This is a genomic window from Rhodanobacter sp. BL-MT-08 (genome assembly GCF_054161255.1).
Window position 1 is genome coordinate 737,211 of record NZ_CP167872.1, and the last position, 26,497, is coordinate 763,707.

Annotated in this window: 22 protein-coding genes; 12 read left to right on the plus strand and 10 right to left on the minus strand. The window is 62.8% G+C overall.

Annotation, left to right across the window (positions count from 1 at the left end):
• Positions 1 to 52: 52 nt before the first annotated feature.
• Genes galE through ACDK93_RS02925 form a run of 7 tightly spaced genes read right to left on the minus strand, consistent with a single transcriptional unit; the run spans position 53 to position 7,014 of the window.
• Positions 53 to 1,051 carry a UDP-glucose 4-epimerase GalE gene (galE, locus tag ACDK93_RS02895; RefSeq protein ID WP_458071089.1) on the minus strand — a complete coding sequence of 333 codons (999 nt, stop codon included), beginning with the start codon at positions 1,049 to 1,051 and terminating at the stop codon, positions 53 to 55.
• On the minus strand, positions 1,048 to 1,881 hold the full coding sequence (locus ACDK93_RS02900; protein WP_458071090.1) for an alpha/beta hydrolase: 834 nt from the start codon (positions 1,879 to 1,881) through the stop codon (positions 1,048 to 1,050). Before ACDK93_RS02900 ends, galE begins: the two co-directional genes overlap by 4 nt.
• Positions 1,881 to 2,648 (minus strand): alpha/beta fold hydrolase, encoded by a 768-nt coding sequence (locus ACDK93_RS02905; RefSeq protein ID WP_458071091.1) that lies wholly within the window; start codon positions 2,646 to 2,648, stop codon positions 1,881 to 1,883. Before ACDK93_RS02905 ends, ACDK93_RS02900 begins: the two co-directional genes overlap by 1 nt.
• Before the next feature lie 11 nt (positions 2,649 to 2,659).
• Positions 2,660 to 4,033 carry a surface lipoprotein assembly modifier gene (locus ACDK93_RS02910; protein ID WP_458071092.1) on the minus strand — a complete coding sequence of 458 codons (1,374 nt, stop codon included), beginning with the start codon at positions 4,031 to 4,033 and terminating at the stop codon, positions 2,660 to 2,662.
• A gap of 50 nt (positions 4,034 to 4,083) precedes the next feature.
• A complete protein-coding gene (locus ACDK93_RS02915) occupies positions 4,084 to 4,854 on the minus strand; it encodes a CpsD/CapB family tyrosine-protein kinase (protein ID WP_458072327.1) in 771 nt (256 codons plus the stop codon).
• Between the two features lie 5 nt (positions 4,855 to 4,859).
• Positions 4,860 to 6,410, minus strand: coding sequence for an XrtA system polysaccharide chain length determinant (locus ACDK93_RS02920; protein ID WP_458071093.1), 1,551 nt, complete (start codon positions 6,408 to 6,410; stop codon positions 4,860 to 4,862).
• Between the two features lie 22 nt (positions 6,411 to 6,432).
• Positions 6,433 to 7,014: an XrtA/PEP-CTERM system exopolysaccharide export protein gene (locus tag ACDK93_RS02925; protein ID WP_458071094.1), complete on the minus strand. Its 582-nt coding sequence runs from the start codon at positions 7,012 to 7,014 to the stop codon at positions 6,433 to 6,435.
• Positions 7,015 to 7,255: 241 nt separating this feature from the next.
• Between ACDK93_RS02925 and tviB the strand changes: the two genes are divergently transcribed.
• Positions 7,256 to 8,533 carry a Vi polysaccharide biosynthesis UDP-N-acetylglucosamine C-6 dehydrogenase TviB gene (gene tviB, locus ACDK93_RS02930; protein WP_458071095.1) on the plus strand — a complete coding sequence of 426 codons (1,278 nt, stop codon included), beginning with the start codon at positions 7,256 to 7,258 and terminating at the stop codon, positions 8,531 to 8,533.
• Between the two features lie 100 nt (positions 8,534 to 8,633).
• The gene (locus ACDK93_RS02935) at positions 8,634 to 9,644 is read left to right on the plus strand and encodes an NAD-dependent epimerase (protein ID WP_458071096.1); all 1,011 of its coding nucleotides are present in this window, start codon (positions 8,634 to 8,636) and stop codon (positions 9,642 to 9,644) included.
• A 141-nt stretch (positions 9,645 to 9,785) separates the two neighbouring features.
• Here the strand turns inward: ACDK93_RS02935 and ACDK93_RS02940 are convergent, their stop codons facing one another.
• Positions 9,786 to 10,001 (minus strand): twin transmembrane helix small protein, encoded by a 216-nt coding sequence (locus ACDK93_RS02940; protein ID WP_458072328.1) that lies wholly within the window; start codon positions 9,999 to 10,001, stop codon positions 9,786 to 9,788.
• A gap of 59 nt (positions 10,002 to 10,060) precedes the next feature.
• On the opposite strand from ACDK93_RS02940, the gene ACDK93_RS02945 reads away from it, so the two are divergent.
• The 4 genes from ACDK93_RS02945 to cyoE are packed head-to-tail and all read left to right on the plus strand — an operon-like array spanning position 10,061 to position 13,509.
• On the plus strand, positions 10,061 to 10,792 hold the full coding sequence (locus ACDK93_RS02945) for an SURF1 family protein (protein WP_458071097.1): 732 nt from the start codon (positions 10,061 to 10,063) through the stop codon (positions 10,790 to 10,792).
• Between the two features lie 8 nt (positions 10,793 to 10,800).
• Positions 10,801 to 11,415, plus strand: a complete 615-nt coding sequence (locus ACDK93_RS02950) for a hypothetical protein (RefSeq protein WP_458071098.1) — start codon at positions 10,801 to 10,803, stop codon at positions 11,413 to 11,415.
• A complete protein-coding gene (locus ACDK93_RS02955) occupies positions 11,415 to 12,605 on the plus strand; it encodes a COX15/CtaA family protein (RefSeq protein ID WP_458071099.1) in 1,191 nt (396 codons plus the stop codon). The genes ACDK93_RS02950 and ACDK93_RS02955 overlap by 1 nt, the downstream gene beginning before the upstream one ends.
• 1 nt (position 12,606) lies before the next feature.
• Positions 12,607 to 13,509, plus strand: coding sequence for a heme o synthase (gene cyoE, locus ACDK93_RS02960; protein ID WP_458071100.1), 903 nt, complete (start codon positions 12,607 to 12,609; stop codon positions 13,507 to 13,509).
• A gap of 41 nt (positions 13,510 to 13,550) precedes the next feature.
• Here cyoE and ACDK93_RS02965 read toward each other — a convergent pair whose 3' ends face one another.
• On the minus strand, positions 13,551 to 15,128 hold the full coding sequence (locus ACDK93_RS02965; RefSeq protein WP_458071101.1) for a sulfotransferase: 1,578 nt from the start codon (positions 15,126 to 15,128) through the stop codon (positions 13,551 to 13,553).
• Between the two features lie 422 nt (positions 15,129 to 15,550).
• Between ACDK93_RS02965 and ACDK93_RS02970 the strand changes: the two genes are divergently transcribed.
• From ACDK93_RS02970 to ACDK93_RS02995, 6 genes are all read left to right on the plus strand, one after another.
• A complete protein-coding gene (locus ACDK93_RS02970; protein WP_458071102.1) occupies positions 15,551 to 15,811 on the plus strand; it encodes a hypothetical protein in 261 nt (86 codons plus the stop codon).
• A gap of 180 nt (positions 15,812 to 15,991) precedes the next feature.
• Positions 15,992 to 18,649: a magnesium-translocating P-type ATPase gene (gene mgtA, locus ACDK93_RS02975; protein WP_458071103.1), complete on the plus strand. Its 2,658-nt coding sequence runs from the start codon at positions 15,992 to 15,994 to the stop codon at positions 18,647 to 18,649.
• A 305-nt stretch (positions 18,650 to 18,954) separates the two neighbouring features.
• Positions 18,955 to 20,115: an efflux RND transporter periplasmic adaptor subunit gene (locus ACDK93_RS02980; RefSeq protein WP_458071104.1), complete on the plus strand. Its 1,161-nt coding sequence runs from the start codon at positions 18,955 to 18,957 to the stop codon at positions 20,113 to 20,115.
• Entirely contained in the window at positions 20,108 to 23,206 is a 3,099-nt protein-coding gene (locus ACDK93_RS02985; RefSeq protein ID WP_458071105.1) for an efflux RND transporter permease subunit, read from the plus strand. Before ACDK93_RS02980 ends, ACDK93_RS02985 begins: the two co-directional genes overlap by 8 nt.
• Positions 23,207 to 23,265: 59 nt before the next feature.
• On the plus strand, positions 23,266 to 24,768 hold the full coding sequence (locus tag ACDK93_RS02990) for an efflux transporter outer membrane subunit (RefSeq protein ID WP_458071106.1): 1,503 nt from the start codon (positions 23,266 to 23,268) through the stop codon (positions 24,766 to 24,768).
• Positions 24,769 to 24,861: 93 nt separating this feature from the next.
• Positions 24,862 to 25,659, plus strand: coding sequence for a hypothetical protein (locus tag ACDK93_RS02995; RefSeq protein ID WP_458071107.1), 798 nt, complete (start codon positions 24,862 to 24,864; stop codon positions 25,657 to 25,659).
• A gap of 42 nt (positions 25,660 to 25,701) precedes the next feature.
• On the opposite strand, the gene ACDK93_RS03000 is transcribed toward ACDK93_RS02995, so the two are convergent.
• Entirely contained in the window at positions 25,702 to 26,328 is a 627-nt protein-coding gene (locus ACDK93_RS03000; RefSeq protein ID WP_458072329.1) for a DedA family protein, read from the minus strand.
• Between the last annotated feature and the right edge of the window lie 169 nt (positions 26,329 to 26,497).

Below are 26,497 nucleotides of genomic sequence, written 5' to 3' on the forward strand. Positions count from 1 at the left end.
GCCGACGAGCATTCGAGTGACTTTAGCGTGGCGTGCCATGCCGGAACGTCGGTCAGCGTATCGTTGCCGCAGACCTGGCCGCCAGCTTGCGTTCCCACGCCAGTGCCGTGCCGACGATGATGTCGAGGTCGTCGTATTTCGGAGCCCAGCCGAATGTCCGTCGAAGTTCGTCGGCGCACGCAATCAACTTAGGCAGATCACCCGAGCGACGCGGTTGCTCGATGATGTTCATCGAAGTGCCGCTGGCACGCCGCACGGCGTCGATGACCTCGCGCACGCTATACCCGTGGCCATAGCCGCAGTTGAGGGTCAGAGACTTTCCGTCAGAGCGCAGATGATCCAGCGCACGCAGATGTGCCGCAGTGAGATCTTCCACGTGGATGTAGTCCCGAATTCCGGTGCCGTCGGGCGTTTCGTAATCGGTGCCGAAAATCGAGATGCTTTCGCGCTTGCCGACCGCGTGTTCGCATATCGCCTTGATCAACAGCGTCGCGTTGGGCGTATTTTGGCCAATGCGCTCCTGCGGGTCGCAACCGGCCACGTTGAAATAACGCAGGATCACGTGACGCATGGCGCCGGTAGCGCTGACATCGCGCACCATCGTTTCGGACATCAGCTTGGACTGGCCATATGGGTTGGCCGGCTGCGTCGGCGTGTTTTCATCGGCGACACCGCCGGGTGTCATGCCGTAGACCGCTGCTGTGGATGAAAAAATAAACATGCCGACACCCGCGTCAGCACAGCAGGCCAGCAGGTTGCGGGTATTGCCCGTGTTGTTGGCGTAGTACTTCAGCGGATTGCTGACCGACTCGGAGACGATCGTGTGTGCTGCAAAATGCATTACGGCGCCGACATCGTAATCGGCGAGCACCCCGTTAACCAGCTCGCGGTCACCCACGTCACCGATCACCAGCTCGGCATTGTGCACCGCCTCGACGAAGCCGCTGGACAGGTTGTCGACAACCACAACGCGCTCACCGCGGCCGGTAAGCTGCTGCACAACGTGGCTACCGATATAGCCGGCACCGCCGGTTACCAGGATGGTCTTCATGACGATAAATTCCGGGCTATTGCTTCGATGGGGAAGTTCCGTTCAAGCCAATTTTCGACGGCGTCAAACAGACGTTCTCGGTCGCCGCGAAGAATGTAGGTATGGTCAGTGTCATCGAGCAACATGACGCTGATCTGTGGATGGTAGGCCAGACGTCCAAAGCATTCGCGAAACTGGCGCTGGTGATTGATGTAGTGACTCACTCCACCGCTGTATAGAAAGAATAGTTTCAGGCCCCGGGAAAGCATTCCGGAAAGATCGGCGATGACTTCAGCCTTTGGGGGGTACTCGACCCCAAAACGCGGTGACGAGTCTTTTTTCATATTCGTCCGCAGAACCCGCGCCACGTAACCGCGCAAGCGTTTGACGCTGAGTAGGCGCGGCAGGTAGTGGCGCAGCAGAAATCCCGTCGTGCGGTAGATGTAGCCGTCCAGGAAAACGGCGCCGACAATCCCGGCGCCGATACAGGCAGCGCGGTGGGCATTTTCCGCGCCGGAGCAAAGGCCGATCACGATGAAACGGCTGCAGCCGGCCTTTTCCGTCAGCAGCTGCATGGCGTCGGCTACGTCGGCACGTACCTGCTGGATGCGCGTCTGTGATTCTCCGCTGGCGCCACTGTCACCCAGGGTGGAAAGGTCAAAGCGCAGCGTGGGGTAGCCGATGGCATTGAGCCTCCGGGTCATTTCGGCGTAAAGGCGGAACGGTCCGATCCGGTGAACAAAGCCTGCGTTGAGCATGACCACGGCGACCTCGGCAGACGCATCGCGTGGCAATCCGGCGATGCCGACTAGATGCCGGGCGCGGCCGAAGCGGAAGGCATGTTCTTTCATCAGGCAGCCAGTCGCAAATGATTGGTGGCGATGCGGATCAATTCGGCGGACAGGATTGCATGCTCCACGCGATCCAGATCGTCCCAGAGCGTGGGATTCTGAAGTTTTTCCATGCCGACGCCGGTGATGGCGCTGTAGCTGTTTCCACTTGGTGATCCGGCTGGGAGTGAGTCGAGAAAAACAGTGCGCGCTAGTACTGACGAAATCCGGACAGCCGCTACCTGCCGTCGCCATCGGGGGCTGACGGCGAAGCCCATCCACTGATCGGCGGCATCGTCCGCCGATCGGGATTTGACGAAGCGGCCGAGGTCGTCACGCAGCAGGGTCTGCAGAGCGTCGAGTTGGGCCGCATGCGCCGCACCGTTGAGTACAGGGTCCCAAACGACAAGGCAGTCGAAAAGCCCGGTTGCCGCGGCGGTGAGCGCAAGGCTGCCGCCAAGCCGTGCGCCAAAAGCGTGGATACGTCGACAGTGGCTGAGGGCATGAAGCTCGGAAGCCGCCGTGCTCACATCGGCCAGCGCGCGGTGCCAGTCCACATCCATGCTGTCGCCGGCCGAATCGCCGGTACCGAAATAGTCGAAGCGGAGCACCGGTATTCCCGCGGCAGCCAGCGCTTCGGCCAGCTGTCGATAAAGCCGGTGACTGCGGATCAGGTCCTGACCTAGCGGCGGGCACAGCAGCACACTTCGATCCGCGGCGAGGGCAACGGGATGATAGATGCCGAACAGCTCGCTATCGACGCCAAAATGAAAGGGAATACTTTGCATGGCCTGCGCGCTCATCGATTGAACACGACGCCAAAGTAGACTTCATTGTCACGGTAACCCTGATCCGGCGCCGTACTGTCGCGCTGGAGGTGAGTCAGTCGCACGCGCCAGCTCCAGTGCGGCGTGAGACGCTGGCTCAGGCTGAGGCCGTAATCACTGGTTCGGTCGCGGCGGTTCAACGAGCTGTAAGTCAGCGATTCCACATCGGCAAACCCCGCAAGCGCCATCCGTTCGGTGAGCCGATAATTGATGCCGCCGCTGCCGCCGCGACCGGTCTGATTGAAGAAGGGGTCATTGAGATAACTACGCTTGCGAAACAGCGGCGATATGCTGAGCGTGAGCCGTTCGCTGCTGAACGCGTAGGTTGCCTCCAGCCGGCGATCGAGATAAACCTGCGGGTCGATAACCGAATCGCCGGTATTGATGCCGTCAGGATTGGTCGGTGTGTTGCCTGCCCGCGGATCGGCGCCGGCGAGAATCTGCCCCGGCTGCAGCATCATGTCCTGCGCTGCATCGGAGTACTGACGGGCGGCGGCGAATGTGAAGGTACTGCGCAGCGTGGGCCGCCATGCGAGATTGAGGCGTATCAGCGAACTGGATGTGCTGGGCAATCCGCGAAAATCGATTTGCGACCAGCCGAGTGCGATATCGAAATCGAAGTGTGCAAGCTGACGCACATAGCGTCCGAAGAGCTCGTTGCGATTGTAGTTGGGATCGACGAGCGTGCCGTCGAGCGCAGCGTTTGGATCGGGGTTCGGTGCATTTGATGCATCGTAGAAATTCACGTGCTGCGATTCGAAGTTCGCGGACAGCCTGTCGGTTGGACTCAGATCCTCGAATACGCGAAGCGCCGCCTCGCCACGGGACGAATTGAACTGCTTGGTGATGGAGGCGTCGCTGTTGATGTAGTGCAGCTCCGCCTGGGCTTGCAGCGCTGGGGTCAGGCGGAAATACAGCGTTGGTCCGAGCAACAGCACGTTCGTCTGCTGCTGGTTGTCAGGCGAGTTGCTCGCCAGCGGCGACAGCGGCTGCACGGCGGCAAAGTCCTGCACCGTAAAATCCAGCCGCTGCGGGAGCACAGTCCATTTGAGCTGACCGGCCAGCTGCACTACCGGCTGACTGTCATAGGCGTTACCGAGATAGTCGCGGTATTCGAACGCACCCGCGACGTCCGCCTGCAAGGTGGATCCCTGCTGCGCAAACGTAAAGGCAACCCCGGGCACCAGCACATTCTGGCTGATCGGATTGGTGGCGCTGAGGGCGATGTTGTCGCTGTGTTCCATGCCGGCGTAAAGCGAATAGTCGAGCTGGGCGGCCGATGCCGAGCCGACGGACGCGCCGATTGTTGCCGTCAACGCACTGGCCACGATCCTGTTTGCAGACATACTCCTCCCCCCAACACGGGCCTTCAGGGCCCTCTTCGTGACGCGACAGATCAGGGCGCGTGGTTGAAAACCACGCCAGCGAGCTTGTTCGTGTCGAAATTGGCGGCGGCCTGACTGATGGCCTTGGGTGTGTCGCGGCCGTAGCCGGCAACGACCACCACAAAGTCGGCCAGGTCAGAAAGGATGCGCGCATCGGGCGAACCCTTGATGGCCGGCCCGTCCAGAAAAAGATAGCGGTCGAGGTAGCGGCAGCGCAGCGAGTCCAAGACCGCACGCATGCGGAACGACGAAAAGTATTCGCTGCTGTTTTCGCGGGCCTTGCCCGTGGGGATCAGCCGCATGCGTGGAATGCCGGTATGGTAAAGCACCGACTGTATGCCGCTTGAAGGGTGTTCGAGAAAATCGATCAGTCCGCCGTTTTTCGGGTCGACGCTCAGCGCCTTGTGCTGAGCGGGGTAGCGAAGATTGCAATCGATCAGCAGGCTGGTTCTTGCTTCATCGAAGGCAAACGCGGCAGCCAGATTCCGTGCAACAAAGCTGCCGCCCGAGCGTGGGCTTACGGGCACCACGAGAGTGACGAAATTATGCTCACCGCCGAGCCAGAGCAGGCGGGTGCGTATTTCGCGAAAGGCGTCCGTCTGTTTGCGGACCGACTCCTCGCGATGAATCATCCGGCGCTGTTCGAGCTGCTGCGGCGCCATTGCGCCATTCTCGGACATCAACGAGATGGCCTGGCTGGCTGACGTGCGTTCGGCCAAGCTGCGAAGCTTTGCGTCATGTGCAGGATCGATGCCTTGGGCGCCATCCTTTCTCTCGTCCATGGTGTTCACGCTGCTCCCCTCAGCTTGACCCAGAAAACCGCCGCATAGGCAAGTGCAACGCCGAGCACGATAAAGGTCAGCAGGCTGTTGCGCAGTTGCGCCTGGTGACGATCCCGAGGCGTCGGGTAGAACGGTACCGTTGCCATCACGATCAGGCCCGTCGAGCGTTCCAGTTGCGCCGTTGAGCGCACGCGTGGATCGAACCGCGCAATACCGAAGAGAAGGCCTAACGGGACCGCCAGCGAAAGGACAATTCCGGCAGCACCGAAATGAATAAAGCGCAGCCCGGAGGGCGTGAGCGGCATCATGGCCGGGTTCTGGATCACGAAAGTGAGGCCCTGCTGCTTGGCATCGAGGTTCATCGACACGCGCGCGTTTTCGCGGCGCTTGAGGAGATCCTGATAGACATCACGATTGACGTTGTAGTCGCGTGTCAGTTCAGAGGTCACGTTTTCAGAATTGGCGATGCGGTTGCTGCGATCCATTTCCGTCTGCAGCATGCTCTCGCTCGCTGCCATGCGCGCGCTGGTTGCGGCCACGTCCGCCCGAATGGCGGAGAGCTGACTCTTCATTTGCTGGTAAAGCGGGTTGAACCGGACGCTGCTGTCAAGCGACGTCGGCGTTTCCGACTGGTTTTCGTTCTGCCTGCGCTGGCTTGACTGTGCCATCTGTCGCCGCACGTCATCCATCTGGTGTCGAACGCGTACGACATCGGGGTAGTCCGCTGTGTAGGACATCAGCAGCTTGTCCAGCTGTCCCTGCAGGTCGGCAAGCTGAACCTGATAGACGCCCTCGGTTGTCCTTACCGCATTCACCTCGGACTCGCCGGCGAGCTGGGCGGTCAGTGAGGCCGCCTGCGAGCTTTTTTCCATCAGATCCATCCGCGCGGTTTCGATCTGCGTACGCAGCTGGCTGATGCGCGCGGCGGTGTCCGCTTCGCTGCCGGGTCTGGCGTCGGCGTTGGTCGAGCGGTAATCCTTGAGCTTGTCTTCCGCGTCGGTCAACTTGGTTCGGTAAGCTTCCACCTGACCGTTGATGAATTCGAACGCGTCGCGGCTTTCCTGCTGTTTTGACGCAAGGCTCTCGCTGATGAAAAGTTGCGCAAATTCGCGGGTGACGTCATAGGTTCGCTGGGGATCGGAATCGTAGTAGCTGATGGTGATCAGGTTGTCATGCGAGGTCACGACCTTGGTCCGTCCCTTGATCTCCTGAATCAGCCGATCCTGTTCTGCCGCTGTTGGCTTGCTGTCCATCCAGCCGCCCGCGACCAGAATCTGGTTCATCACCTTGCGGCTGAAAATCACAGCCTGTGCGATGCCGGCGCGATTCGCATTGGCAGTCGGCGAGGCGGCGCCTTCCATCAGCGGCGTGATGATGCTGCTTTCCTGCGCCAGGATCGTGGTTGACGCGTCGTATTTTCTCGGCCACTGCACGCCGGCGATCAGCGCCGCGAGCGCGATGACGGCAAACACGATGCCCAGAGCAATGCGCCGACGCCGTGCTTCACTGAGAAGCACGGGCACGATCGCGGTGAAGGGGGAAATTTCCTGGCTCATGGCTATCCCTGCGGTGAAGACATCAGAACGTCCGTTGCGGAACCGTGACGACGTCGCCCGGCTGCACCGGGTAGTTGGTCGTCAGCTCACCCTGCTGCAGGATGTTGTCGAGCTTTATCGCGTAGGACTTGGTGCCAGTGCCATCCTTGCGATACAGCTCGGTACGATCGGCGGCTGCGAACTCGGTAGTGCCGCCGGCGGCCAGCACTGCATCCAGTACGGTCATGCCTTGGCGATACGGTAAGGAAACCGGCGTACGCACGGCGCCGGTGACGCGCACCCGCGACAAGTATTCGTGGCTGCGCAGCTCGGTGAGAATCACCGCAACCTGCGGGTCGCGAACGAAGGCCTGCAGTTTGTTCCTGACCTCGATCGCCACTTCCTCGGGGGTTTTACCGCCTGCATCGACATCGCCTATCAGCGGTACGGTGATCTTTCCATCAGGACGAACCGGCACGCTCACGCTGAGATCCGGGTTATGCCACACCGAGACCTGTAGCTGATCATCCACGCCTATGTGATAGGTGGCGACAGCCTGGGCGTCGGAGTTGAACGTAGGGGCGTCGTTGGAGCCAGGTGCGGTCGCGCAGCCGGCGAGAATCAACAGACAAGATGCTGCCATTAAGCGACCGAATAGTGTCATGACAAGCGCCCTGGTTGCCTCTCAAGACTGTGAACACTATCACAACATAATGACAAACAATTAGTTAGTCGGCATTATCGTGGCCGCGGTCCAGGCACAGCCTTGGCCCCTCGATCGATCTGGGGATGGCCAGACTCAACCGCGTCGTGGTCAGACCGGGGGTAACACTGCCAAACTTGGCCAAATACTACGGAAATCCCCTATGCAGCCTCTGGAAAGCAGCAAAATCGCCATCGTCGGCCTGGGTTACGTGGGCCTGCCGCTAGCTGTGGAATTCGGCAAGCGCTTCGAGACCGTCGGATTTGACATTAATGCGGCACGCGTGCGGGAGCTGCGGGCCGGGGTCGACAACACGCTGGAAACGGATGCCGAGGAGCTAGCAGCGGCCGCCCGGCTGCGTTTTACCGCCACACTGGAAGATATTCGCGGCTGCAACGTCTACATCGTCACCGTGCCGACGCCGATCGATGCAGCCAAGCGACCTGACTTGACGCCGTTGATCAAGGCCAGCGAATCGCTGGGCAAGGTCATCGCGGCTGGCGACATCGTGGTGTACGAGTCCACCGTGTATCCAGGCTGCACCGAGGAAGTCTGCATTCCGATACTCGAGCGCGTCTCGGGCCTGGTCTACAACCGCGATTTTTTTGCCGGCTACAGCCCCGAGCGGATCAATCCGGGCGACAAGCAGCACCGGGTTACCAACATTCTGAAAGTGACATCCGGTTCGACTCCGGAGGTCGCCGAGTTCGTGGACAGGCTGTACGGATCGGTCATTACCGCCGGCACACACAAGGCCAGTTCGCTGAAGGTGGCGGAGGCGGCCAAGGTGATCGAGAACACCCAGCGCGATTTGAATATCGCGCTGGTCAACGATCTGGCCAAGCTGTTCAACAAGCTCGGCATCGATACCTTGGAGGTGTTGGAGGCAGCGGGTACCAAATGGAACTTCCTGCCGTTTCGGCCCGGCCTTGTCGGCGGTCACTGCATCAGCGTCGATCCGTATTACCTGACGCACAAGGCGCAGGAGGTCGGGCATTACTCCGACGTGATTCTCGCCGGCCGTCGTACCAATGACAGCATGGGCCAGTACATTGCGGCCGAAGTGATCCGCCTGATGGTGTGCAAGGGCATCAACCCGGTGCGCGCGCGGATTCTGATGCTCGGGCTGACTTTCAAGGAAAATTGCCCGGACCTGCGCAACACGCGCGTGCTCGACATCATCGACGCGCTGGCGACCTATAACGCGAAGATCGACGTGTTCGATCCGTGGGTGGATGCTACGGCCGCCAGGCACGAATACGGTATCGATCTGATCGGCGAGCCAAGCGCGGGACAGTACGATGCGGTAATCGTGGCGGTGGGGCACCAGCAGTTTGCCGCACTCGGCGCCGAAGGCATTCGTGGGTTCGGCAAAGCGTCATCGGTGCTGTACGACGTAAAGTACGTGCTGCCGCGTGACGCAGTGGACGGGCGTCTTTGATTCGGACGTCCATCCGCTAGGCTCGATCGGATCAGAACAGGCCTGCATCAAAGAGCGCTGACGCGTCAGCGCGTCGATCAATCGAATGGGTAACAAAGGCATGAAAATTCTTGTCACGGGTACGGCCGGCTTCATCGGCTCGCATGTCGCGATGCGGCTGCTGGAGCGCGGCGATCACGTCATCGGCATCGACAACCTCAGCGATTACTACGACGTCAATCTGAAGAAGGCGCGACTCGCGCGATTCGCCGGGCACCCGAACTACACCCATATCACGGCCGATCTGGCCGACCGCGAGGCAATCGAGTCGGCGTTCGCCGCGCACAAGCCGCGGCGCGTGATCAACCTGGCCGCGCAGGCCGGCGTACGCTACGCGGCGCAAAATCCGCATATTTACGTCTCGACCAACGTCACCGGCTTTCTGCACATCATCGAGGGCTGCCGCCATCACGACGTCGAGCATCTGGTGTTTGCTTCCACCAGCTCGGTGTACGGCGCCAACACCTTGATGCCGTTCTCCGAGCATCAGTCGACCGAGCATCCGCTGACGCTGTATGCCGCATCGAAGAAAGCCAACGAGATGATGGCGCACAGCTATGCGCATCTTTACGGTATTCCGTGCAGCGGCCTGCGCTTTTTCACCGTCTACGGCCCGTGGGGGCGGCCGGATATGGCGCTGTTTCTTTTCACCCGATCCATCCTCGCCGGCGAGCCGATCAAGGTGTTCAACCACGGCCATCACAAGCGCAGCTTCACCTACGTCGACGATATCGTCGAAGGCGTGATTCGCACGCTGGATACCGTACCCACCGGCAATCCGCAGTGGGATGGCAACAGGCCCGATCCAGCGACAAGTCTGGCGCCGTATCGGCTTTTCAACATTGGCAACGAGCAGCCGGTAGAGCTGCTGCGTTATATCGAGGTGCTGGAGCAGTGCCTGGGGCGCAAGGCCGTGATGGAGCTCCTGCCGCTGCAGGCGGGCGACGTGCCGGATACCGAAGCCGATGTGTCGGCCCTCGCTGCGGCGGTGGATTACACGCCGAAGGTTTCGGTGGAAGAGGGCGTGGCCAGTTTTGTGCGCTGGTACCGGGATTACTACGCCGTCGATTGAGGCAATGGCTTTGCGGGCGGGCTGACCCTTGAACGCGCCAATCGACGCTTCGCGGGCCGATGCAGAGCCCCGTCACGGGCGCGATTTGTCGCAATGCGGGCGCGGCCGAAAGGTAGGCCGGCTACAATATAGAAATGGCGATCACTGGCCCACGTCGTGCGGATGCAACCACCCCATCCAGATACCGAAGGCGACCATCGCAATCAGCAGCAGCGACAGGCCGATGCGTCGCGTCAGCGCCCACACCGTGCGCTTGTCGTTGTCCTTGTCGGTCATCATGAAATACAGCGCCTGGCCGAGGCTGAAAATCACCACCAGCAGCACGACCACAAGCGCGGTTTTATAGATGGTTTCCAAGTGATAGACCCGATCCAAGTTGACGTTCCGAGTATAGCGGCCGCTTTCCGGTACTCCGCATGAGCGGATTTCGTCGTCCATCGTGGTGGGCATTGCTGCTGACGGTCGCTGGCGCGTTGCTGTTCATACGTCTTGGCGTGTGGCAGTTGCACCGAGCGGACTTCAAGGACGCGCTTCTGCGTCGGTATGCCGCATCGGCCACAGCGCCCCTGCAGGACTTTGCCAAGGTCGCCGACTCGCCGCCGGACGACGGCTTTCCGCGCGTGCGCGTCACCGGCCGCTACCTCACCGATCGCGTCTATCTGCTGGACAATCCGAACCACGACGAGCGCGGCGGGGTAGAGGTTTTTGTGCCGCTCTCGCTGCGTGGTGCGCAAAAGCTGCTGCTGGTGGACATGGGATTTTTACCTGGCAACGGTACCGGACAGGAGCCGCAGCTGCCGGCGCTGCCGAGCACCGACGTGAATCTGCAGGGTCTTTACGTGCCGACGCCGCCGATCGGTTTTCAGATGGGCGGCAACGCGCTGCAGCAGCAGACGCACTGGCCGAAGACAAGCATCTTTCTGGACCCCGTCGAAGTGGCGCACGATCTCGATCGCACGCTTTACCCTCGCATGCTGGCGCTCGATCCGGACCCGTCGTCGATCTTCGTGCGCGTGCACACGCTGGATTTTTCCTCGATGCCGCCGGCGCGCCATCGCGCGTATGCTTTCCAGTGGTTTACCTTCGCGCTGGCGGCGGTAGTGCTTCTGCTGGTGCTGCACCACAAACGCGGTCCGCGCCATCGCTGATGCGCGCAATGCCTGACACCACCCACTTATCTACCTGCTGCGAACTCATGCCCAATCCCGCCAACGATCCTGTCGCCGTACGAAAAAGCCGTTTCTTTCTGGTGCTGATCGCGCTGGTGTTCGCCGCGCCGATCCTGGTCGCCGGGCTATTGACGTTCACCGGCTGGCAGCCGACCGGCAAAGGCAACGGGCAGCCGATCATGCCGCAGCGCAATTTCGTCGATGAAAAGCTGCGCGTGCAGCTGGCCAACGGACAAACGTATGCATGGCGCGACAGCGAGCCGCGCATGACGCTGATTGCGCTGCCCGGCCCCGGTTGCGCCGTGCAGTGCCTGGACGATCTCACGGCGATGGCGAAGGCCCGCATCATGCTCAGCCGCAACCAGTCGCGCCTGCGCCTGCTTTATCTGGGCCAGCCGCCGGCGGGCGAGGGTCTGGTGGCCATGCGCAACTACTGGCAGCTCGGTACGGACGTCGACAACAGGCTGGCCAGCTATCGGCCCACGGTGCCGGACAGCGTCAGCGCGGTGCTGGTCGAATCGAACGGGACGGCGCTGTCGCTGTATCCTGCCGGCTCCGATCCGGCCGGCCTGGCGCGTGATCTGCAGAAGGTGATCCACTGATGTTCTCCACTGCGATGTCTCCCCGCATCGTCAAGGCGCTGCGTGTACTTACTCTGCTCGCGGCGCTGTTCGCGTTCGGGCTGGTGATGTTTGGTGCGTTTGTGCGCTTGTCCAACGCGGGGCTGTCGTGCCCCGACTGGCCGACCTGCTATGGCAAGGCCACCTGGCCCACGCACGCGCACGATATTGCCGCAGCAAACCTGGCCTATCCGGATCGCCCGGTGGAAACCGACAAGGCTTGGCGCGAGCAGGTGCATCGGGTGCTGGCCGGTTCGCTGGGCGTACTGGTGCTTCTGATCGCGCTGATCGCCAGCTGGCGCAAGCCGTCGGCGCGCTATGGCGTCATGGCGGCGGCGGTCTTCGCGGCAGCTGGGGTGGTGCTGTATCAGCGCGGCGAATTTGCGATCTCCTCCGTGCTGTCGGCGCTGGCGATCGCGCTGCCGATCATCGCGGCGATGGGATTGAAACGCAGCGGTGCGTGGAAGGTCAGTGTGCTGGTGCTGGCGATGATCATCTTTCAGGCCATGCTCGGCATGTGGACGGTGACCCTGCTGCTGAAGCCCGTGGTCGTGATGGGCCATCTGCTCGGCGGCATCACCACCTTCGCGCTGCTGGCGTATGCGGCGCTGCGCCTTGGCGGTGTCGGTGCGTCTGACCATCGTTTGGCGGATCTGCGCCGGCTGGTGGTCATCGGCATCGTGCTGCTGTTCTGCCAGATCGCGCTGGGCGGCTGGACCTCGGCCAACTACGCGGCGCTGGCCTGCGGCTATGGCGAGGGCGCGTTTCCGCAGTGCGGCGGCCAGTGGATGCCGGCGACGGATTTCCATCAGGCATTCGTGCTGTGGCGCGGAATTGGCGTCAATTACGAAGGCGGCGTGCTCGACATGGCCGCGCGCAGCGCGATCCAGATCACGCATCGCTTCGGCGCGCTGGTGGTGTTCTGCTATCTGGCGTGGCTGTCGTTCAAGGCGGCGCGCCGCGGCCTGCGCCTGTTCGCAATTGCCATCGCGCTGGCCCTGGTGTGTCAGGTGCTGCTGGGCATCAGCAATGTTGTGTACGGGCTGCCGCTGCCGGTGGCGACGGCGCACAATGGCATGGCCGCCCTGCTGCTGTTCACGCTGCTGGCGACGCTGGCGCGCACGCAGATGCGCAAAGACGTATCACCCCCGCTGCTATCGGAAAAACGCTGAGATGGAGCTCGTCCGCGAATACCTGCAGTTGACCAAGCCGCGCGTCGTCGCGCTGCTGGTGTTTTGCGCCGTGATCGGCATGTTTCTCGCGGTGCCCGGCATTCCGCCGTGGCGTGCGCTGGTGTTCGGCACCATCGGCATCTGGATGGCCTCGGGTTCGGCGGCCGCATTCAATCACCTGATCGACGAGCGTATCGACAAGCTGATGGCTCGCACCGCGCGCCGCCCGCTGGCCACCGGCAAGCTCACGCCGCATCAGGTGCTGGTGTTTGCCATTGCGCTGGGTATCGCCTCGATGCTGGTGCTGGCGCTGTTGGTCAATCCGCTCACCGCGCTGCTGACCTTTGGCGGCTTGATCGGCTATGCGCTGGTATATACGGCCTACTTGAAGCGCGCCACGCCGCAGAACATCGTGATCGGTGGCCTGGCCGGTGCGATTCCGCCGGTGCTGGGCTGGACCGCGGTCACCGACTCGCTGCATCCGTTCGCGCTGCAGCTGTGCCTGATCATTTTCGTGTGGACGCCGCCGCATTTCTGGGCGCTGGCAATCTTTCGCCGTGCCGACTACGCGCGCGCGCAGGTGCCCATGCTGCCGGTCACGCACGGCGTGGTCTATACGCGCTGGCACGTTTTCTACTACACCGTGCTGCTGGTCATCGTCACATTGCTGCCGACCATGACCGGCATGAGCGGGCTGATGTATCTGGGCGGCGCAGCTGTGCTCGGCGCGGGCTTTCTTTACTACGCCGTGCGCCTGCTGCGTCCGCCGAACGAGTTGTTCGCGATGAAGGTATTCAACTACTCCATCGTGTATCTGATGGCGCTGTTCGCCTTCCTGCTGGCCGATCACTGGCTGGCCGGAGCGGCGGTGCATCAGGGACTGGCGTTTCAGCACGCGGGCTGATGGCCTGATCCGGCCGTCTCCAGACTTCGGGCATCGCCGGCTTATGCGACCAGTTCGATACCTGCATCGATCAGCAGTTTCTGCAGATCGGCCATTTCCTTTTCGTAGTGCTTCCAGCGCTGCATCGACGTGCGGTACATCGGTGCGCGTACCTGCACGGCGCTGGCCGTGGTGGCCGGCGCTTCGTTGTCCTGGAAGTTGAGGCAGGCATCGTTCCAGCTGAGATTGCAGAACTGCAGCAGCTGCCAGGTCGATGCTTCCTGATTCTCCACCAGTGTTTCGTAGTCGACTTCCAGGATGCGTCCGGGAAACTGCGCTTTCCAGTGGTTCATCAGGCGATCGAACAGCACGTAATAGCGGCCGGTATCGAGCAGGTCGTAAGAGTAATCGTGAAACGGTGAGGTCTGCCCGAAAAGCTGGCGAAAATTGCTGAGGCAGGTATCGATGGGGTCGCGCCGCAGGCAGATGATCTTCGCCCCCGGCAACGCGTTGGCAATTGCGCCGACGTACAGGAAATTGTGCGGCAGCTTGTCGATAAAGCGCGGCTTTGTGCCGGTGTCGGGCCGGGTGCTGGAGAGATAGTCCTCGCCCAGCTTTCTCCAGTCCACCGATTGCGCGCGCGTGATGGTGTCGGCGTCGATCAGATTGGTCGTTCGACTGCCCGAAGCTCGCTTGAGTGCCAAGGCGAAATTCTGCAGTTCGCCGGCCGAATGTACGTCGGGATGGCTGGAGACGATGCGCTCGACCAGCGTGGTTCCCGAGCGCGGCATGCCGACGATGAAAATGGGCTCCTCCGTCGCAAACCCAACGGATTCCGGCTGAGGTTCCGGCGATGCGCGGGTTATCAGTCCGAACAGTGCCTCGTCCTTGGCGCTCGAATAGTTGCGTTTCGCACCGCCGGCTTTCTTGCCGGCGATCAGATGCTCGAACGATTTGGCATAGTCGCCAAGATCCTCATATTCCTTGGCCAGTGCGAGATGCAGATTCATCTGCGCGGCGTAGTTGGCCAGGGTTTTCGGAATCAGCGCATGCAGGCGAGCCAGATGATTTTTGTCGGGGCTCTGCTTGCGCAGCTGCGCCAAGGTCAGGTGCGCGCCCCAGGTTGATGGCGCCAGGTCGATGCATGCTTCGAGCTCACGCTCGGCAGCATCCATATCGCCGACAAAGACCAGCGACTTGGCAAAGTTGTAGCGGTAATTCGGATGCATGGGCGCCAGCGACACGGCGCGGTCGTAAAGTGCTGTCGCCCGCTCATGCGCGTTGGCGCGGGTGAAGATGACGCCCAGCGTATCCAGCGTCTGCGCGTCCAGTGGTGTCAGGGTCAGCGCATATTCGGCCACGATGGTCGCGTCCGCAGAAAGGTTGACCGTGGAGAGCGCCTTGGCAAACTGCGTCGCGTAATCGGCCCGCAGCGGATACAGGTCCACGGCACGCTGCAGATGGTGCAGCGCTGGCGGCATCTGCTGCAGCGCGAGCGCCGAAATGCCAGCCAGATAATGCAGCTCGGCGTGATCCGGCATCTGCGGCAGTGCGCTGGTCGCCAGACTGAGCGCTCGTTGCCAGTCCCTCTGGTTGTAGGCGGCGGTAGCTTGGGCAAACACTTTGGCGGCGTCGGTCATGAGATTCCGTGCAGTTGGCGGAGCGAACGGCTTATTCTGCACGACAGGTGACGTGTCTTGCGCAAAATCTCCCGCGATCGCGGCGAGATGGGTACGCAAGCAGCGCGGTGCGCTGATGCAATCTGGCTCGCATCAACTTTCGCCGGTAAGAGCCGATTTATGCGTTGACTCCCGCGTGCTGCAGTCGCAAAATAACGGGGCTGAGTGGCGTGTATTGCCGTCAGCTCCCAGTTCAGACAAATAAAGGCATATGGACGTTTACCCTAGTCGCAACGTCGACATCCGCGAGCATCGGGTGCCGGCAATGCATCACAAGCTGATTACCTGCGGCGACCGCCTGCGGTCGGCTGGCGTTTTCCTCGACTAGGGAAAGCCGGCCCACCTCCTTCGGCGCTGCATGCGTCGTTATGAGGAGATGGGCGATGACACTCTTTCGCACCCCCGGTTTTTTGCGCGCTCTGCGCTCCTTTGTGCTGTCCGCTCGCCGTGAGCGCCCACGCACTGCACGCATGATTACCGTGCCCGCACCGCTGAGTCGCCCGGCGTCCGAGGCCGTGATCATCGACATGCCGCGCCCGGCCGATCTGTCGGCCGCTCGCGCCGCCGCGGCCGCCCGCGTTACCGGCAGCCGTCGCCCGCTGCAAACTCACCGCAACATTGCCCTGTTATCAAGGCAGGCGTGAAGCTGCGTGTGATCGGCAAGTCGTGGCCTCCGCCAATGGTGGAGACACGCTCGATGGATCCGTCGCGACCGCTCTGACGATCGCGGCACAGCCTCGTGCCTCGCGCACGATCTGGCCACCTCCGTGCTGCATCCGGGCGTGCACCAGCCGTGGGCTCATCAATACTTTTCGGACATCGCCATGATCAAGCAAGTGATCCCTACCGCTGCGGGCAAGAGCGGCTCAGCCGCCGTGCGCGTCGTGGTGGCGCAGGAAGCCTACCGCGAGCGTGACGCGCTGCTGGCGTCGCTCGACACCAGCATGGCCGGCCTCAACGAGGAGCAGATCGCCGAGCGACTGGACCGCGACGGCGTCAACGAGGTGTCGCACGAAAAGCCGCCACACTGGACGCTGCAGCTGCTGCACGCCTTCAAGAACCCGTTCATCGTGGTGCTGCTGGTGCTGGCCTGCGTTCAGCTGGCGACCGACCATCACAACCTGACCGGCCCGACCATCATTTCGGTGATGGTGCTGATCAGCGTGCTGCTGAGTTTTACCCAGGAGTACCGCTCGGCCAAGTCCGCCGAAAAGCTCAAGGCGATGGTGCGCAATACCGCTACGGTGACGCGCCGTTCCTCCGATGGCCACAGCGAGCGCATCGAGGTGCCGGTCGGCGAACTGGTGGCCGGCGACATCGTGCATCTGGCCGCCGGCGACATGGTGCCGGCGGATATCCGCCTGCTCAGCGCCAAGGATCTCTTCATCAGCCAGGCGATCCTCACCGGCGAATCGCTGCCGGTGGAAAAACTCGCTCCGCGCGCCGGCGCGCCGACGGCGGAAGAGCTGCAGGGGGCCATCGACAGTCCGCTGGATCTGACCACCGTCTGCTTCATGGGCACCAACGCGGTGAGCGGTACGGCCACCGCGGTGATCGTGGCGACGGGTGCGCGCAGCTACCTCGGCTCGCTGGCGCACACCATGGTCGGCCAGCGCGTGCAGACCAGCTTCGATCGCGGCGTGAAAAGCGTCAGCTGGCTGCTGATCCGCTTCATGGCGGTGATGGTGCCGATCGTGTTTGCAATCAACTGGTGGGACAAGGGCAGCTTCCTCGAGGCGTTCCTTTTCGCGCTGTCGGTCGCCGTGGGCCTCACGCCGGAAATGCTGCCGCTGATCGTCACCGCCAACCTGGCCAAGGGCGCCATGGCGATGTCCAAGCGCAAGGTCGTGGTGAAGCGGCTCAACGCGATCCAGAACTTCGGCGCGATGGATGTGCTGTGCACCGACAAGACCGGCACGCTGACGCTGGACAAGATCGTGCTGGAGCGCCATCTCGACTTGCACGGTGAAGAGTCCGACGAGGCGCTGGAATACGGCTATCTCAACAGCCGCTTCCAGACCGGCCTGAAAAACCTGATGGACAAGGCGGTGCTGGAGCATCGCGATCTGGAGCCGACCGCGGAAACCTACCGCATCGTTGACGAGATCCCGTTCGACTTCCAGCGTCGGCGCATGTCGGTGGTGGTCGCCAACACCGACGAGCAGGAGCTGCTGGTTTGCAAGGGCGCGGTCGAGGAAATGCTGTCGATCTGCGCGCACCTGAAATCGGGCGACGAGATTTTGCCGATGACCGATGCGCGTCGCGCCGAGATCAAGGCGATGACGCACGAGCTCAACGAAGACGGCCTGCGCGTACTGGTGGTGGCGATCCGTCGCTTTCCGCCGACCACCAACCGCAGCTACAGCGTGGCCGATGAAACCGACATGATCGCGGTCGGCTGCCTGGCTTTCCTCGATCCGCCGAAGGACACCGCCGGCAAGGCGATCGCCGCGCTGCGCCATCACGGCGTCGAGGTGAAAGTGATCACCGGCGACAACGAGGCGGTGACGCGCAAGATCTGTCGCGAAGTCGGGCTGGACGTCGAGCACTCGGCTCAGGGCAAGCACATCGAGCCGCTGGAAGATGACGAGCTCGACGCGCTGGTCAAGCGCACCACGGTGTTCGCCAAGATGTCGCCGCTGCAGAAGGCGCGCGTGGTGAAGTCGCTGCAGCGCATGGGCCACACCGTCGGCTTTCTCGGCGACGGCATCAACGACGCGCCGGCGCTGCGCGAGGCCGACGTCGGCATCTCGGTGGATACCGCCACCGACATTGCCAAGGAGTCGGCCGACATCATCCTGCTGGAAAAGAATCTGATGGTGCTGGAGGAGGGCGTGATCGAAGGTCGCGTGACTTTCGGCAACATCATCAAGTACATCAAGATGACCGCCAGCTCCAACTTCGGCAACATGTTCAGCGTGCTGATCGCCAGCGCGTTCCTGCCGTTCCTGCCGATGCTGCCGCTGCAGCTGCTGGTGCTCGACCTGCTGTATCACACCTCGCAGCTGTCGATTCCGTTCGACCGCATGGACGAGGAATACCTGCGCAAGCCGCGCAAGTGGGACGCCAGCGACATCGGTCGTTTCATGGTGTGGATCGGTCCGGTCAGCTCGATCTTCGACATCACCACGTTCCTGCTGCTGTGGCACGTGTTCGGCGCCAACTCGCCGGCGCATCAGTCGTTCTTCCAGACCGGCTGGTTCGTCGAAAGCCTGCTCACGCAGACGATGATCGTGCACATGATCCGCACGCGAAAAATTCCGTTCCTGCAGAGTATTGCGGCGGCTCCCGTGCTGGCGCTGACCGCGGCGGCGATGCTGGTCGGTATCGCGCTGCCGTTTACCGCGCTGGGCGCGAAGTTCGACATGGTGGCCATGCCAGCGGTGTATTTCGGCTGGGTGGCGCTGACGGTATTCACGTACTGCGTGCTGACCCAGCTGGTGAAGGTGATCTATATCCGCCGCTATCGCCGCTGGTTGTAATAATTCGACGACATCATGCGAACCCGTCCTGATTTTTTCAGTGAGGTTACGTGCCATCCACGCCTGCTGGTGCTGCAAGACCAGCGCAAGGAGAGTTTCGACCTTGGATCCCGATTCTAGAAGTACGAAGACCCTGCCGTCGTTCTGACGCCGTAACGCGTACGCTCCGCCATGGAGCCATGCCCGGACGCGGCGGCCGTTGATGGCCTGACCACGGTCCGGGGACGCGCCCGGCGGCTTCACGAGCCGCCAGCTTTCCTCTGCCGTTCCCGCGTTGCTTCGACTGCCCGTCAGTCGGTGCGCGCATGAGCCTGTTGCACAAGGGGAAGCCCGTGCGCTTTCAATCCAACCAAACTCCGCTTTGCCGTTTCGCTGCCGTCACTTTGATCGCCGCGCTGGCGGCGTGTTCGAATACGCCGAGGGAAAAGCCGCCGGAGCCGGCGGTCATCGATGATCACGGCCTGCTGCGTCTACCCGAGCATTCGCCGCTGCGCTCGCGCCTGCGGGTGCAGACGGTCGAGCTGCGCGCGGTGCCGCACACGCTGACCGCGCCGGCGATGGTCGAGGCCGACCCCGCGCGCACGGCCAACATCCTGCCCCCGCTGTCGGGGAAGATCGCCGCGCTGAAAGTTGGACTGGGCGACACCGTGCACCGCGGCCAGCTGCTGGCCGTCATCGCCTCTGGCGATTTTGCGCAGGCCGTGAGCGATGCGGCCAAGGCGCGCGACGCGCTGGATCTGGCCAAGAAAAGCCTCGACCGCGCGCAGGCCGTGCAGCAGGCCGGCGGCGCGGCGGTAAAGGATCTGCAGGCCGCGCAAAGCGGCTACACCCAGGCGCTCGACGAATTCCAGCGCGCGCAGACGCGGCTCGCCGCGGTCGGCGGTGCGGATAGCAGTGGCAAGTTGGCTGATGCGCACGGCATCCGCGTGCTCGCGCCCATGGACGGCAGCATCACCGCGCTGTCGATTGCGCCGGGCACCTACGTCAACGACGTCACGACGTCGATGATGACCATCGTCAACCTCGATTCGGTCTGGGTCACGGCAGATGTAGCCGAGGACGATCTTGCCCTGGTGAAGCCGGGCGAGTCGGCCGACGTGGCGCTGTTGGCGTATCCGGGCAGCGTGCTGCGCGGCCGCGTGGCCACCGTCAGCAGCGTGCTGCAGCCGGACACGCGCCGCAGCAGTGTGCGCATCGTCATCGCCAATGCCGATGGGCGTCTGAAACCCAATATGTTCGCCACTGCCACGTTCGCCGCGGCGCAGCCGGCGCAGGTATTCGTGCCGGAGTCCGCGCTGCTGATGAACAACGACAGCACCACCGTGCTGGTCGAGGTATCGCCGTGGACGTTCCAGCGCCGCATCGTGCAGTTGGGTGACGACGAAGGCACCGGCACGCGCGTGCTGTCCGGCCTGCGCCAGGGCGATCGCGTGGTGGTGAAGGGCGGAGTGCTGCTCAATGATTAACGCCATCCTGCGCTTCTGTTTTCATCGCCGCGTGCTGTTCATGGTGGTGACGGTGCTGGTGGCGCTGTTCGGGTATTACTCGTGGACACAGCTGGCGATCGAGGCCTATCCCGAACTCAGCGACGTCACCGCGCAGGTGACCACGCAGGTGCCGGGTCTGGCGGCCGAGGAGATCGAGCAGCAGGTCACCACGCCGCTGGAGCGTGGCCTGGCCAGCACGCCCGGACTGGTCAATATCCGTTCCAGCAGCACCTTCGGCCTGTCGCTGATCACCATGACCTTCAAGGACGGCGCCGAGGATTACTGGGAGCGCCAGCGCATCACCGAGCGGCTGGCGCAGGTGACCCTGCCGCCGGGCATCACGCCCAGCCTCGATCCGGTCTCGGGCCCCGCGGGCGAGATCTACCGCTATACGCTGGAGTCGGACACGAAGAACCTAATGCAGCTCTCCGAGCTGCAGAACTGGACCATTGTGCCGGCGCTGCAGCAGGTGCCGGGTGTGGCCAATGTCGACGTGTTCGGCGGCTTCACCAAGGAGTTTCAGCTGGAGCTCGATCCGGCGCAGCTGCTGCGCTACAAGGTCAGCGTCAATCAGGTCAGCAGCGCGATTTCGGCCAATACGTCCAACGCGGGCGGCGGTCGCATCACGCGCGGTGAGCAGTCGTACATCGTGCGTGGCATCGGCATGGTGCATTCGCTGCAGGATCTGGGCGCCATCGTGGTGACGCAGACCAACGGCGTGCCGGTATTCGTGCGCGACCTGGGCAAGCTGCAGTACGGCCATCAGGTGCGCGAAGGCATCCTGGGCAAGGACAGCAACCCCGATACCATCGAGGGCATCGTCGATCTGCTGAAGTATGAAAACCCCTCGCGCGTGCTCGAAGGCATCCACGCCAAGGTCGCCGAACTCAATCAGCGGCTGGCCGCGCAGGACGTGCGCATCGTGCCGTATATCGATCGCGACGACCTGGTCAAGGCGACCAAGGAAAAAGTGCTGCACACGGTGATGGAAGGCGTTGGCCTGGTCTGCATCGTGCTGATTCTCTTTCTCGGCAACGTGCGCGCCGCGCTGGTGGCGGCGGTGGCGATTCCGATGTCGCTGGTGACCGTGTTCATCCTGATGCACTTTTTGAAGATGCCGGCGAATCTGTTTTCGCTGGGCGCGATCGATTTCGGCGTGATCGTCGATGGCACCATCGTGGTGACCGAGGCAATTCTGCGCCGACGCGAGGAGAAGCCCGACGAAGCCTTGACTGAGGACGACGTGATGACGGTGACCGCGCACGTCGGCCGTTCGATCTTCTTCGCCACGCTGATCATCATCACGGCCTATGCGCCGCTGCTGGCGTTCGAACACGCCGAGGGCAAGCTGTTCGCGCCGATGGCGTTCACCGTCGGCTTTGCGTTGCTGGCGGCTTTGCTGTGCACGATCACGCTGACGCCGGGTTTGGCGTATATCGCGCTGCGCAAGCCGCGCAAGCTGTTCCACAACAAGCCGCTGGAGCGCCTGCAGCACGGCTACAGCCGCGTGCTCGACAAGCTGCTGAATCATCTGCCGGTGGTTTACGTCATCACCGGCGTGGCGCTGCTGGCGGTTGTGCTGCTCGGCGGTTCGCTGGGCCGCGAGTTTCTGCCGGATCTGGACGAAGGTTCGCTGTGGCTGCAGGTGCAGATGCCCAGCGGCCTGTCGCTGGACAAGGCCAGCGAGATGACCGGCGACCTGCGCCGCGCAGTGCGCGAATTTCCCGAAGTGTCGTACATCGTGACGCAGCTCGGTCGCAACGATACCGGTACCGATCCGTGGACACCCTCGCACGTGGAAGCAGGTGTCGGTCTCACGCCGTACAACAGCTGGGCCAACGGCGAAACCAAGGCGCAGTTTTTGCGCAAGTTCAACGCGCGTATGCAGCAGATGCCCGGCATGAGCATCGGCATCAGCCAGCCCATTGTCGACGGCGAAAACGACATGATCGGCGGCGCACACAGCCCGCTGGTGATGCGCATCTACGGCGATGACCTCGGCGAGATGCGGCGCATCGGCAACGCGATTGTCGACGTGCTGAAAGGCGTGCGCGGCACGGCCGACGCGTCGATCTTTCAGGAGTCGCCGATTCCGCAGCTGGCGATCGAAGCCGATCGCATGGCGGCGGCGCGCTACGGCATCAACGTGGCCGACATTAGCGGACTGATTCAGACGGCCATCGGCGGCGCGCCGATTACCCAGGTCTACGTCGGCGACCGCACCTACAACGTGACCGCGCGGGTGCCGCAGGCGATTGCCAACAGCGTCGAAGCGATCGGCAACCTGCCGCTGTCGGCGGCGAACGGCGCGCAGATTCCATTGAAGGAGGTCGCGCATATCAGCTTGAAAACCGGTGAAAGCACGATCTCGCATGAGAAGAACGAGCGCGAGCTGACCATTCGCGTCGACAACCGCGATCGCGCCCTGTCGGAGTACCTGGCCGACGCGCAGAAGCAGATCGATCAGAAAGTGCATTTCGACAAGCAGACCTACCGCACCGAATGGGCCGGCACCTTCGAAAACCAGCAGCGCGCGCAGGCGCGGCTGATCGTGGTGCTGGGCTTGGTGATGGCGATCATGGCCGTGCTGCTGTATGCCGAATTCGGCAAGCTGCGGCAATCGGTTCTAGTGCTGGCGGTAGTGCCGCTGGCCACATTGGGCGGGCTGATTTCGCTGCACCTGCGCGGCGAGACGCTGAACATCGCCACCGCGGTCGGCTTCATCGCGCTGTTCGGTGTGGCGGTGCAGAACGGCATCATCATGATCTCCAATATCAACCGCGTGCGCGCCGAAGGGCTGTCGATCGAGCAGGCCGTCGTGGCCGGCGCCACCGAGCGCTTCCGTCCGGTGCTGATGACTGCGACGGTAGCCAGCGTCGGCATGCTGCCGGCGGCGATGGCGACCGGCATCGGTACCGACGTGCAGCGCGGTTTGGCCTCCGTCGTCGTCGGCGGTCTGCCGATCGCGACCCTGCTGACGCTGTTCATCCTGCCCGCGTTCTACTTTGCGATCGAGTACGCCATCGAACGCCGCGCGGCGCGCAAGTCGCGTCTGGCCGGGGAGTCATGAGCATGCGTATTTCAACGACAACGTGGCGTACGACGCCGTGCGCGCAAGGAGATCGGGCGATGACCGTTTTCAATTACCGACGGCTGCCAGGCGCCGCGGCGCGTTTCGCCGTCCTGCTGATGCCCCTGTTTGTGGCCGGCTGCATGGTGGGACCGGACTTCAAGCAGCCTCCCGCGCCGCCGGTGGATCGTTACGCCGCGTCGGCGTCCGCCACGACAGCGAACGCTGGTGGTGACGCTCAGCGTTTCGTTACCGATATGCAGCTGCCCGCGCAGTGGTGGACGCTGTTCCACTCGCCCGCGCTGAACGAGCTGATTACGCAGGCGCTGGCGTCCAATCCCGGCATGCAGAGCGCGCGCGCCGCGCTGCGCCAGGCGCAGGAGAACGTGGCGGCGCAGAAGGGTTCGTATTACCCATCGGTCGATGCCGGCATCAACACTACGCGCCAGCGCAATCCGTCCACGCTATCGAGCCCGCTCGAATCCAATGCCAACTACTACACGCTGACCACCGCTCAGGTCAGCGTGTCGTACATGCCGGATATCTTCGGCGGCAACCGGCGTGCGGTGGAGTCCCTGCAGGCGCAGGCCGACGTACAGCGCTTTCAGCTGGAAGCGACGTATCTCACGCTGACCTCAAACGTGGCGCTGGCCGCTATCCAGGAAGCCGGACTGCGCGCGCAGATCGCGGCGACGCACGACATCATCGACAGCCAGACGAAGATTCTGGCGACGGTGCAGCGCGAGTTCGCGCTGGGTCAGCTAGCCGAGTCCGACGTGGCCGCGCAAGTAGCGCTGCTGGCGCAGGCCCAGGCGACCCTGCCGCCGCTGGAAAAACAGCTGGCGCAGCAGCGCGATGCGTTGGCCGCGTTGCTGGGTACGGATTCGAGCGACGATATAGCCGTCCATTTCAATCTGGCCGATCTCAAGCTGCCGCACGATCTGCCGCTGTCGATTCCCTCGCAGCTGGTGCGGCAGCGCCCCGACGTGCGCGCGGCGGAGGCGCAGTGGCATGCGGCCAATGCGCAGGTCGGCGTGGCCATCGCCAATCGCTTTCCGAAGCTGACGCTCAGTGCGGGCGCTGGCAGTTCGCCCACGCGTTTCAACGACCTGTTCAACGACGCGACGAACTTCTGGAGTCTGGGCGCCGGTGTGACCCAGCCGATCTTCGAAGGCGGCAGCCTGCTGCATCAGGAGCGCGCGGCGAAGGCGGCGAACGAGCAGGCCGAAGCGCAGTACCGCAGCACGGTGGTGGCGGCCTTTCAGAATGTGGCCGATACGCTGTTCGCCATCCGCTCTGACGCCGATGCGCTGGCCGCCGCGCAAACCTCGGCCAGCGCGGCGGCGAAAAGCCTGGCGATCGCGCAGCGGCAGCTGGCGCTGGGCGACATCCCCGAAGTGGCCCTGCTCAACGCCCAGCAAACCGCCCAGCAGGCGCAGATCGCCGTGGCCGGCGCGCAGGCCGGCCGCTATGCCGATACGGTGGCGCTGTTTCAGGCGCTGGGCGGCGGCTGGTGGAATCAAAAACAAAGAATTGGTGCTTACGATCCCGGCACGCCATAGGTTCGCGGTTGGTTCCGGGGGATAAACGAAGCCAGGCGCGCGCCGACATTCTCATCAGATCGTTCTCGACTCGGCAAAGGCTGTGGGGCAGTGATGCGCAATTTCTTCTGGAAGTCCAAACGACGTCTTATCTGGCCGCTTTTTCTGGCCGGCCTGTTGGTCGCCAACGCAGCGCAGGCGGAATTACCGGACGAGTTTCAGGTTTACGACGACAGCATCAATGCCGCGGGTCAGTTCGGCCTGGAGCTACACCTCAACACCACGCCGGACGGTCGCCGTGTTCCTGCCTACCCGGGTGAGATTCCGCCCGATCACGGTATCCGCAATACCTTCGAGCTGTCCTATGGCCTGACCGACACGCTGGAGGCCGGACTTTACCTGCCGTTTGTGCGCGATGCGGCAGGCACCACCTATTTCGCGCGTCCGCGGGTGCGCCTGAAGTGGATACCGCTGAAACCGGCGGCGGGGGAGGCCGGTATGTTCGCCGGTCTCAACGTCGAGGTGTCGGCCGTCAATACGCGTTTTGAAGAAGGCCGCCCGGCGATCGAGCTGCGTCCCATCGTCGGCTATCGCGACAGCCTGTGGTTGTTCGTCGTCAATCCCGTGATCGATCTGACCGTTCGTCCCCGCTACGGTTCGAGCGAGCCGGATTTCAATCCCGGCTCGAAGATCGCCCGCACCGTGGCGCCCGACTGGGCGGTAGGCCTCGAGTATTACGATGATTTTGGTCCGGTCAATCATTTCGACAGCGCCAGCCGCCAGTCCGAGCTGCTGTTCGCGGCCGTGGATTACACGGGAAAGGGGCTGCCTTTCAATTTCGGCATTGGGCGCGGGCTGAACGCGGCGTCCGACAAGTGGACCATCAAGGCAATCTTTGAAATTCCGATCTGATGCCATCGGATGAGAAGCCTGCGTCGGGCTACCGGCTTCAGGTCATCCGCACCTTTGCTTTTTTGCCATGCGCGTGCGGTGGCGCCACCACAGCGCCAGCAGCAGGATCGCGATGATGCCGACCAGCGCCCACAGGCTGCTCTGTCCGCGGCTCATCCATTTCATCAGCCACTCGTGGTTGTCGGCACCGAAATAGCCCAGATAGACCCAGAACGGCACGCTGATCAGCGCGGCCAGTCCATCGATCAGCAGAAAGCGCAAAAACGACACCCGGTGGCTGATGCCGGCGGTGATGTACATGGTGGTGCGCATGCCCGGCAGGAAACGGGCGACGAACAGCATGCGGTTGCCGTAGCGGACAAATTTTTCCTGCACCATCTGGTAGCGCTTCGGGGTCAGGATGCGCGCCACGAAGCGCCACTTCAGAATGCTGGACCCGTAGCGGTAGCCGAGCAGGAAGATCGCCGAATCGCCCAGCAGCACGCCGAACATCGCCAGCGCAAACATGCCGTGCACGTTGACGTAGCCCAGGCCGGCGATCACGCCGCCGGCGACCAGGGTGACATCTTCCGGCAGGGGCAGGCCCGCGCCGCAGATCATCAGCGCGATAAAGACCGCAACGTAGCCGTTCTCGGCAAAAATCGTGACCAGTCGTTCGAGCAAATCCATGCGTGCCGGCGCAGTGCCGGTAGTTGATGGCAAAGTGTCATCATCCCACACGTTGCATGACCATTGCCCGCAGGGGTGACAGGATGTCCCAGCGCGCGTCGACAACGGCTGGGACGCACCGTGCAGGCTTGATGTCTCAGTCCGCAGCCTCCAGACATGGCTCTCCACA

Excerpts from the sequence above, each read along its gene's own strand:
- galE (WP_458071089.1), bottom strand. The coding sequence starts at position 1,051 with ATGAAGACCATCCTGGTAACCGGCGGTGCCGGCTATATCGGTAGCCAC.
- ACDK93_RS02900 (WP_458071090.1), bottom strand. The coding sequence starts at position 1,881 with ATGAAAGAACATGCCTTCCGCTTCGGCCGCGCCCGGCATCTAGTCGGC.
- ACDK93_RS02905 (WP_458071091.1), bottom strand. The coding sequence starts at position 2,648 with ATGCAAAGTATTCCCTTTCATTTTGGCGTCGATAGCGAGCTGTTCGGC.
- ACDK93_RS02910 (WP_458071092.1), bottom strand. The coding sequence starts at position 4,033 with ATGTCTGCAAACAGGATCGTGGCCAGTGCGTTGACGGCAACAATCGGC.
- ACDK93_RS02915 (WP_458072327.1), bottom strand. The coding sequence starts at position 4,854 with ATGGACGAGAGAAAGGATGGCGCCCAAGGCATCGATCCTGCACATGAC.
- ACDK93_RS02920 (WP_458071093.1), bottom strand. The coding sequence starts at position 6,410 with ATGAGCCAGGAAATTTCCCCCTTCACCGCGATCGTGCCCGTGCTTCTC.
- tviB (WP_458071095.1), top strand. The coding sequence starts at position 7,256 with ATGCAGCCTCTGGAAAGCAGCAAAATCGCCATCGTCGGCCTGGGTTAC.
- ACDK93_RS02935 (WP_458071096.1), top strand. The coding sequence starts at position 8,634 with ATGAAAATTCTTGTCACGGGTACGGCCGGCTTCATCGGCTCGCATGTC.
- ACDK93_RS02945 (WP_458071097.1), top strand. The coding sequence starts at position 10,061 with ATGAGCGGATTTCGTCGTCCATCGTGGTGGGCATTGCTGCTGACGGTC.
- ACDK93_RS02950 (WP_458071098.1), top strand. The coding sequence starts at position 10,801 with ATGCCTGACACCACCCACTTATCTACCTGCTGCGAACTCATGCCCAAT.
- ACDK93_RS02955 (WP_458071099.1), top strand. The coding sequence starts at position 11,415 with ATGTTCTCCACTGCGATGTCTCCCCGCATCGTCAAGGCGCTGCGTGTA.
- cyoE (WP_458071100.1), top strand. The coding sequence starts at position 12,607 with ATGGAGCTCGTCCGCGAATACCTGCAGTTGACCAAGCCGCGCGTCGTC.
- ACDK93_RS02965 (WP_458071101.1), bottom strand. The coding sequence starts at position 15,128 with ATGACCGACGCCGCCAAAGTGTTTGCCCAAGCTACCGCCGCCTACAAC.
- ACDK93_RS02970 (WP_458071102.1), top strand. The coding sequence starts at position 15,551 with ATGACACTCTTTCGCACCCCCGGTTTTTTGCGCGCTCTGCGCTCCTTT.
- mgtA (WP_458071103.1), top strand. The coding sequence starts at position 15,992 with ATGATCAAGCAAGTGATCCCTACCGCTGCGGGCAAGAGCGGCTCAGCC.
- ACDK93_RS02980 (WP_458071104.1), top strand. The coding sequence starts at position 18,955 with ATGAGCCTGTTGCACAAGGGGAAGCCCGTGCGCTTTCAATCCAACCAA.
- ACDK93_RS02985 (WP_458071105.1), top strand. The coding sequence starts at position 20,108 with ATGATTAACGCCATCCTGCGCTTCTGTTTTCATCGCCGCGTGCTGTTC.
- ACDK93_RS02990 (WP_458071106.1), top strand. The coding sequence starts at position 23,266 with ATGACCGTTTTCAATTACCGACGGCTGCCAGGCGCCGCGGCGCGTTTC.
- ACDK93_RS02995 (WP_458071107.1), top strand. The coding sequence starts at position 24,862 with ATGCGCAATTTCTTCTGGAAGTCCAAACGACGTCTTATCTGGCCGCTT.
- ACDK93_RS03000 (WP_458072329.1), bottom strand. The coding sequence starts at position 26,328 with ATGGATTTGCTCGAACGACTGGTCACGATTTTTGCCGAGAACGGCTAC.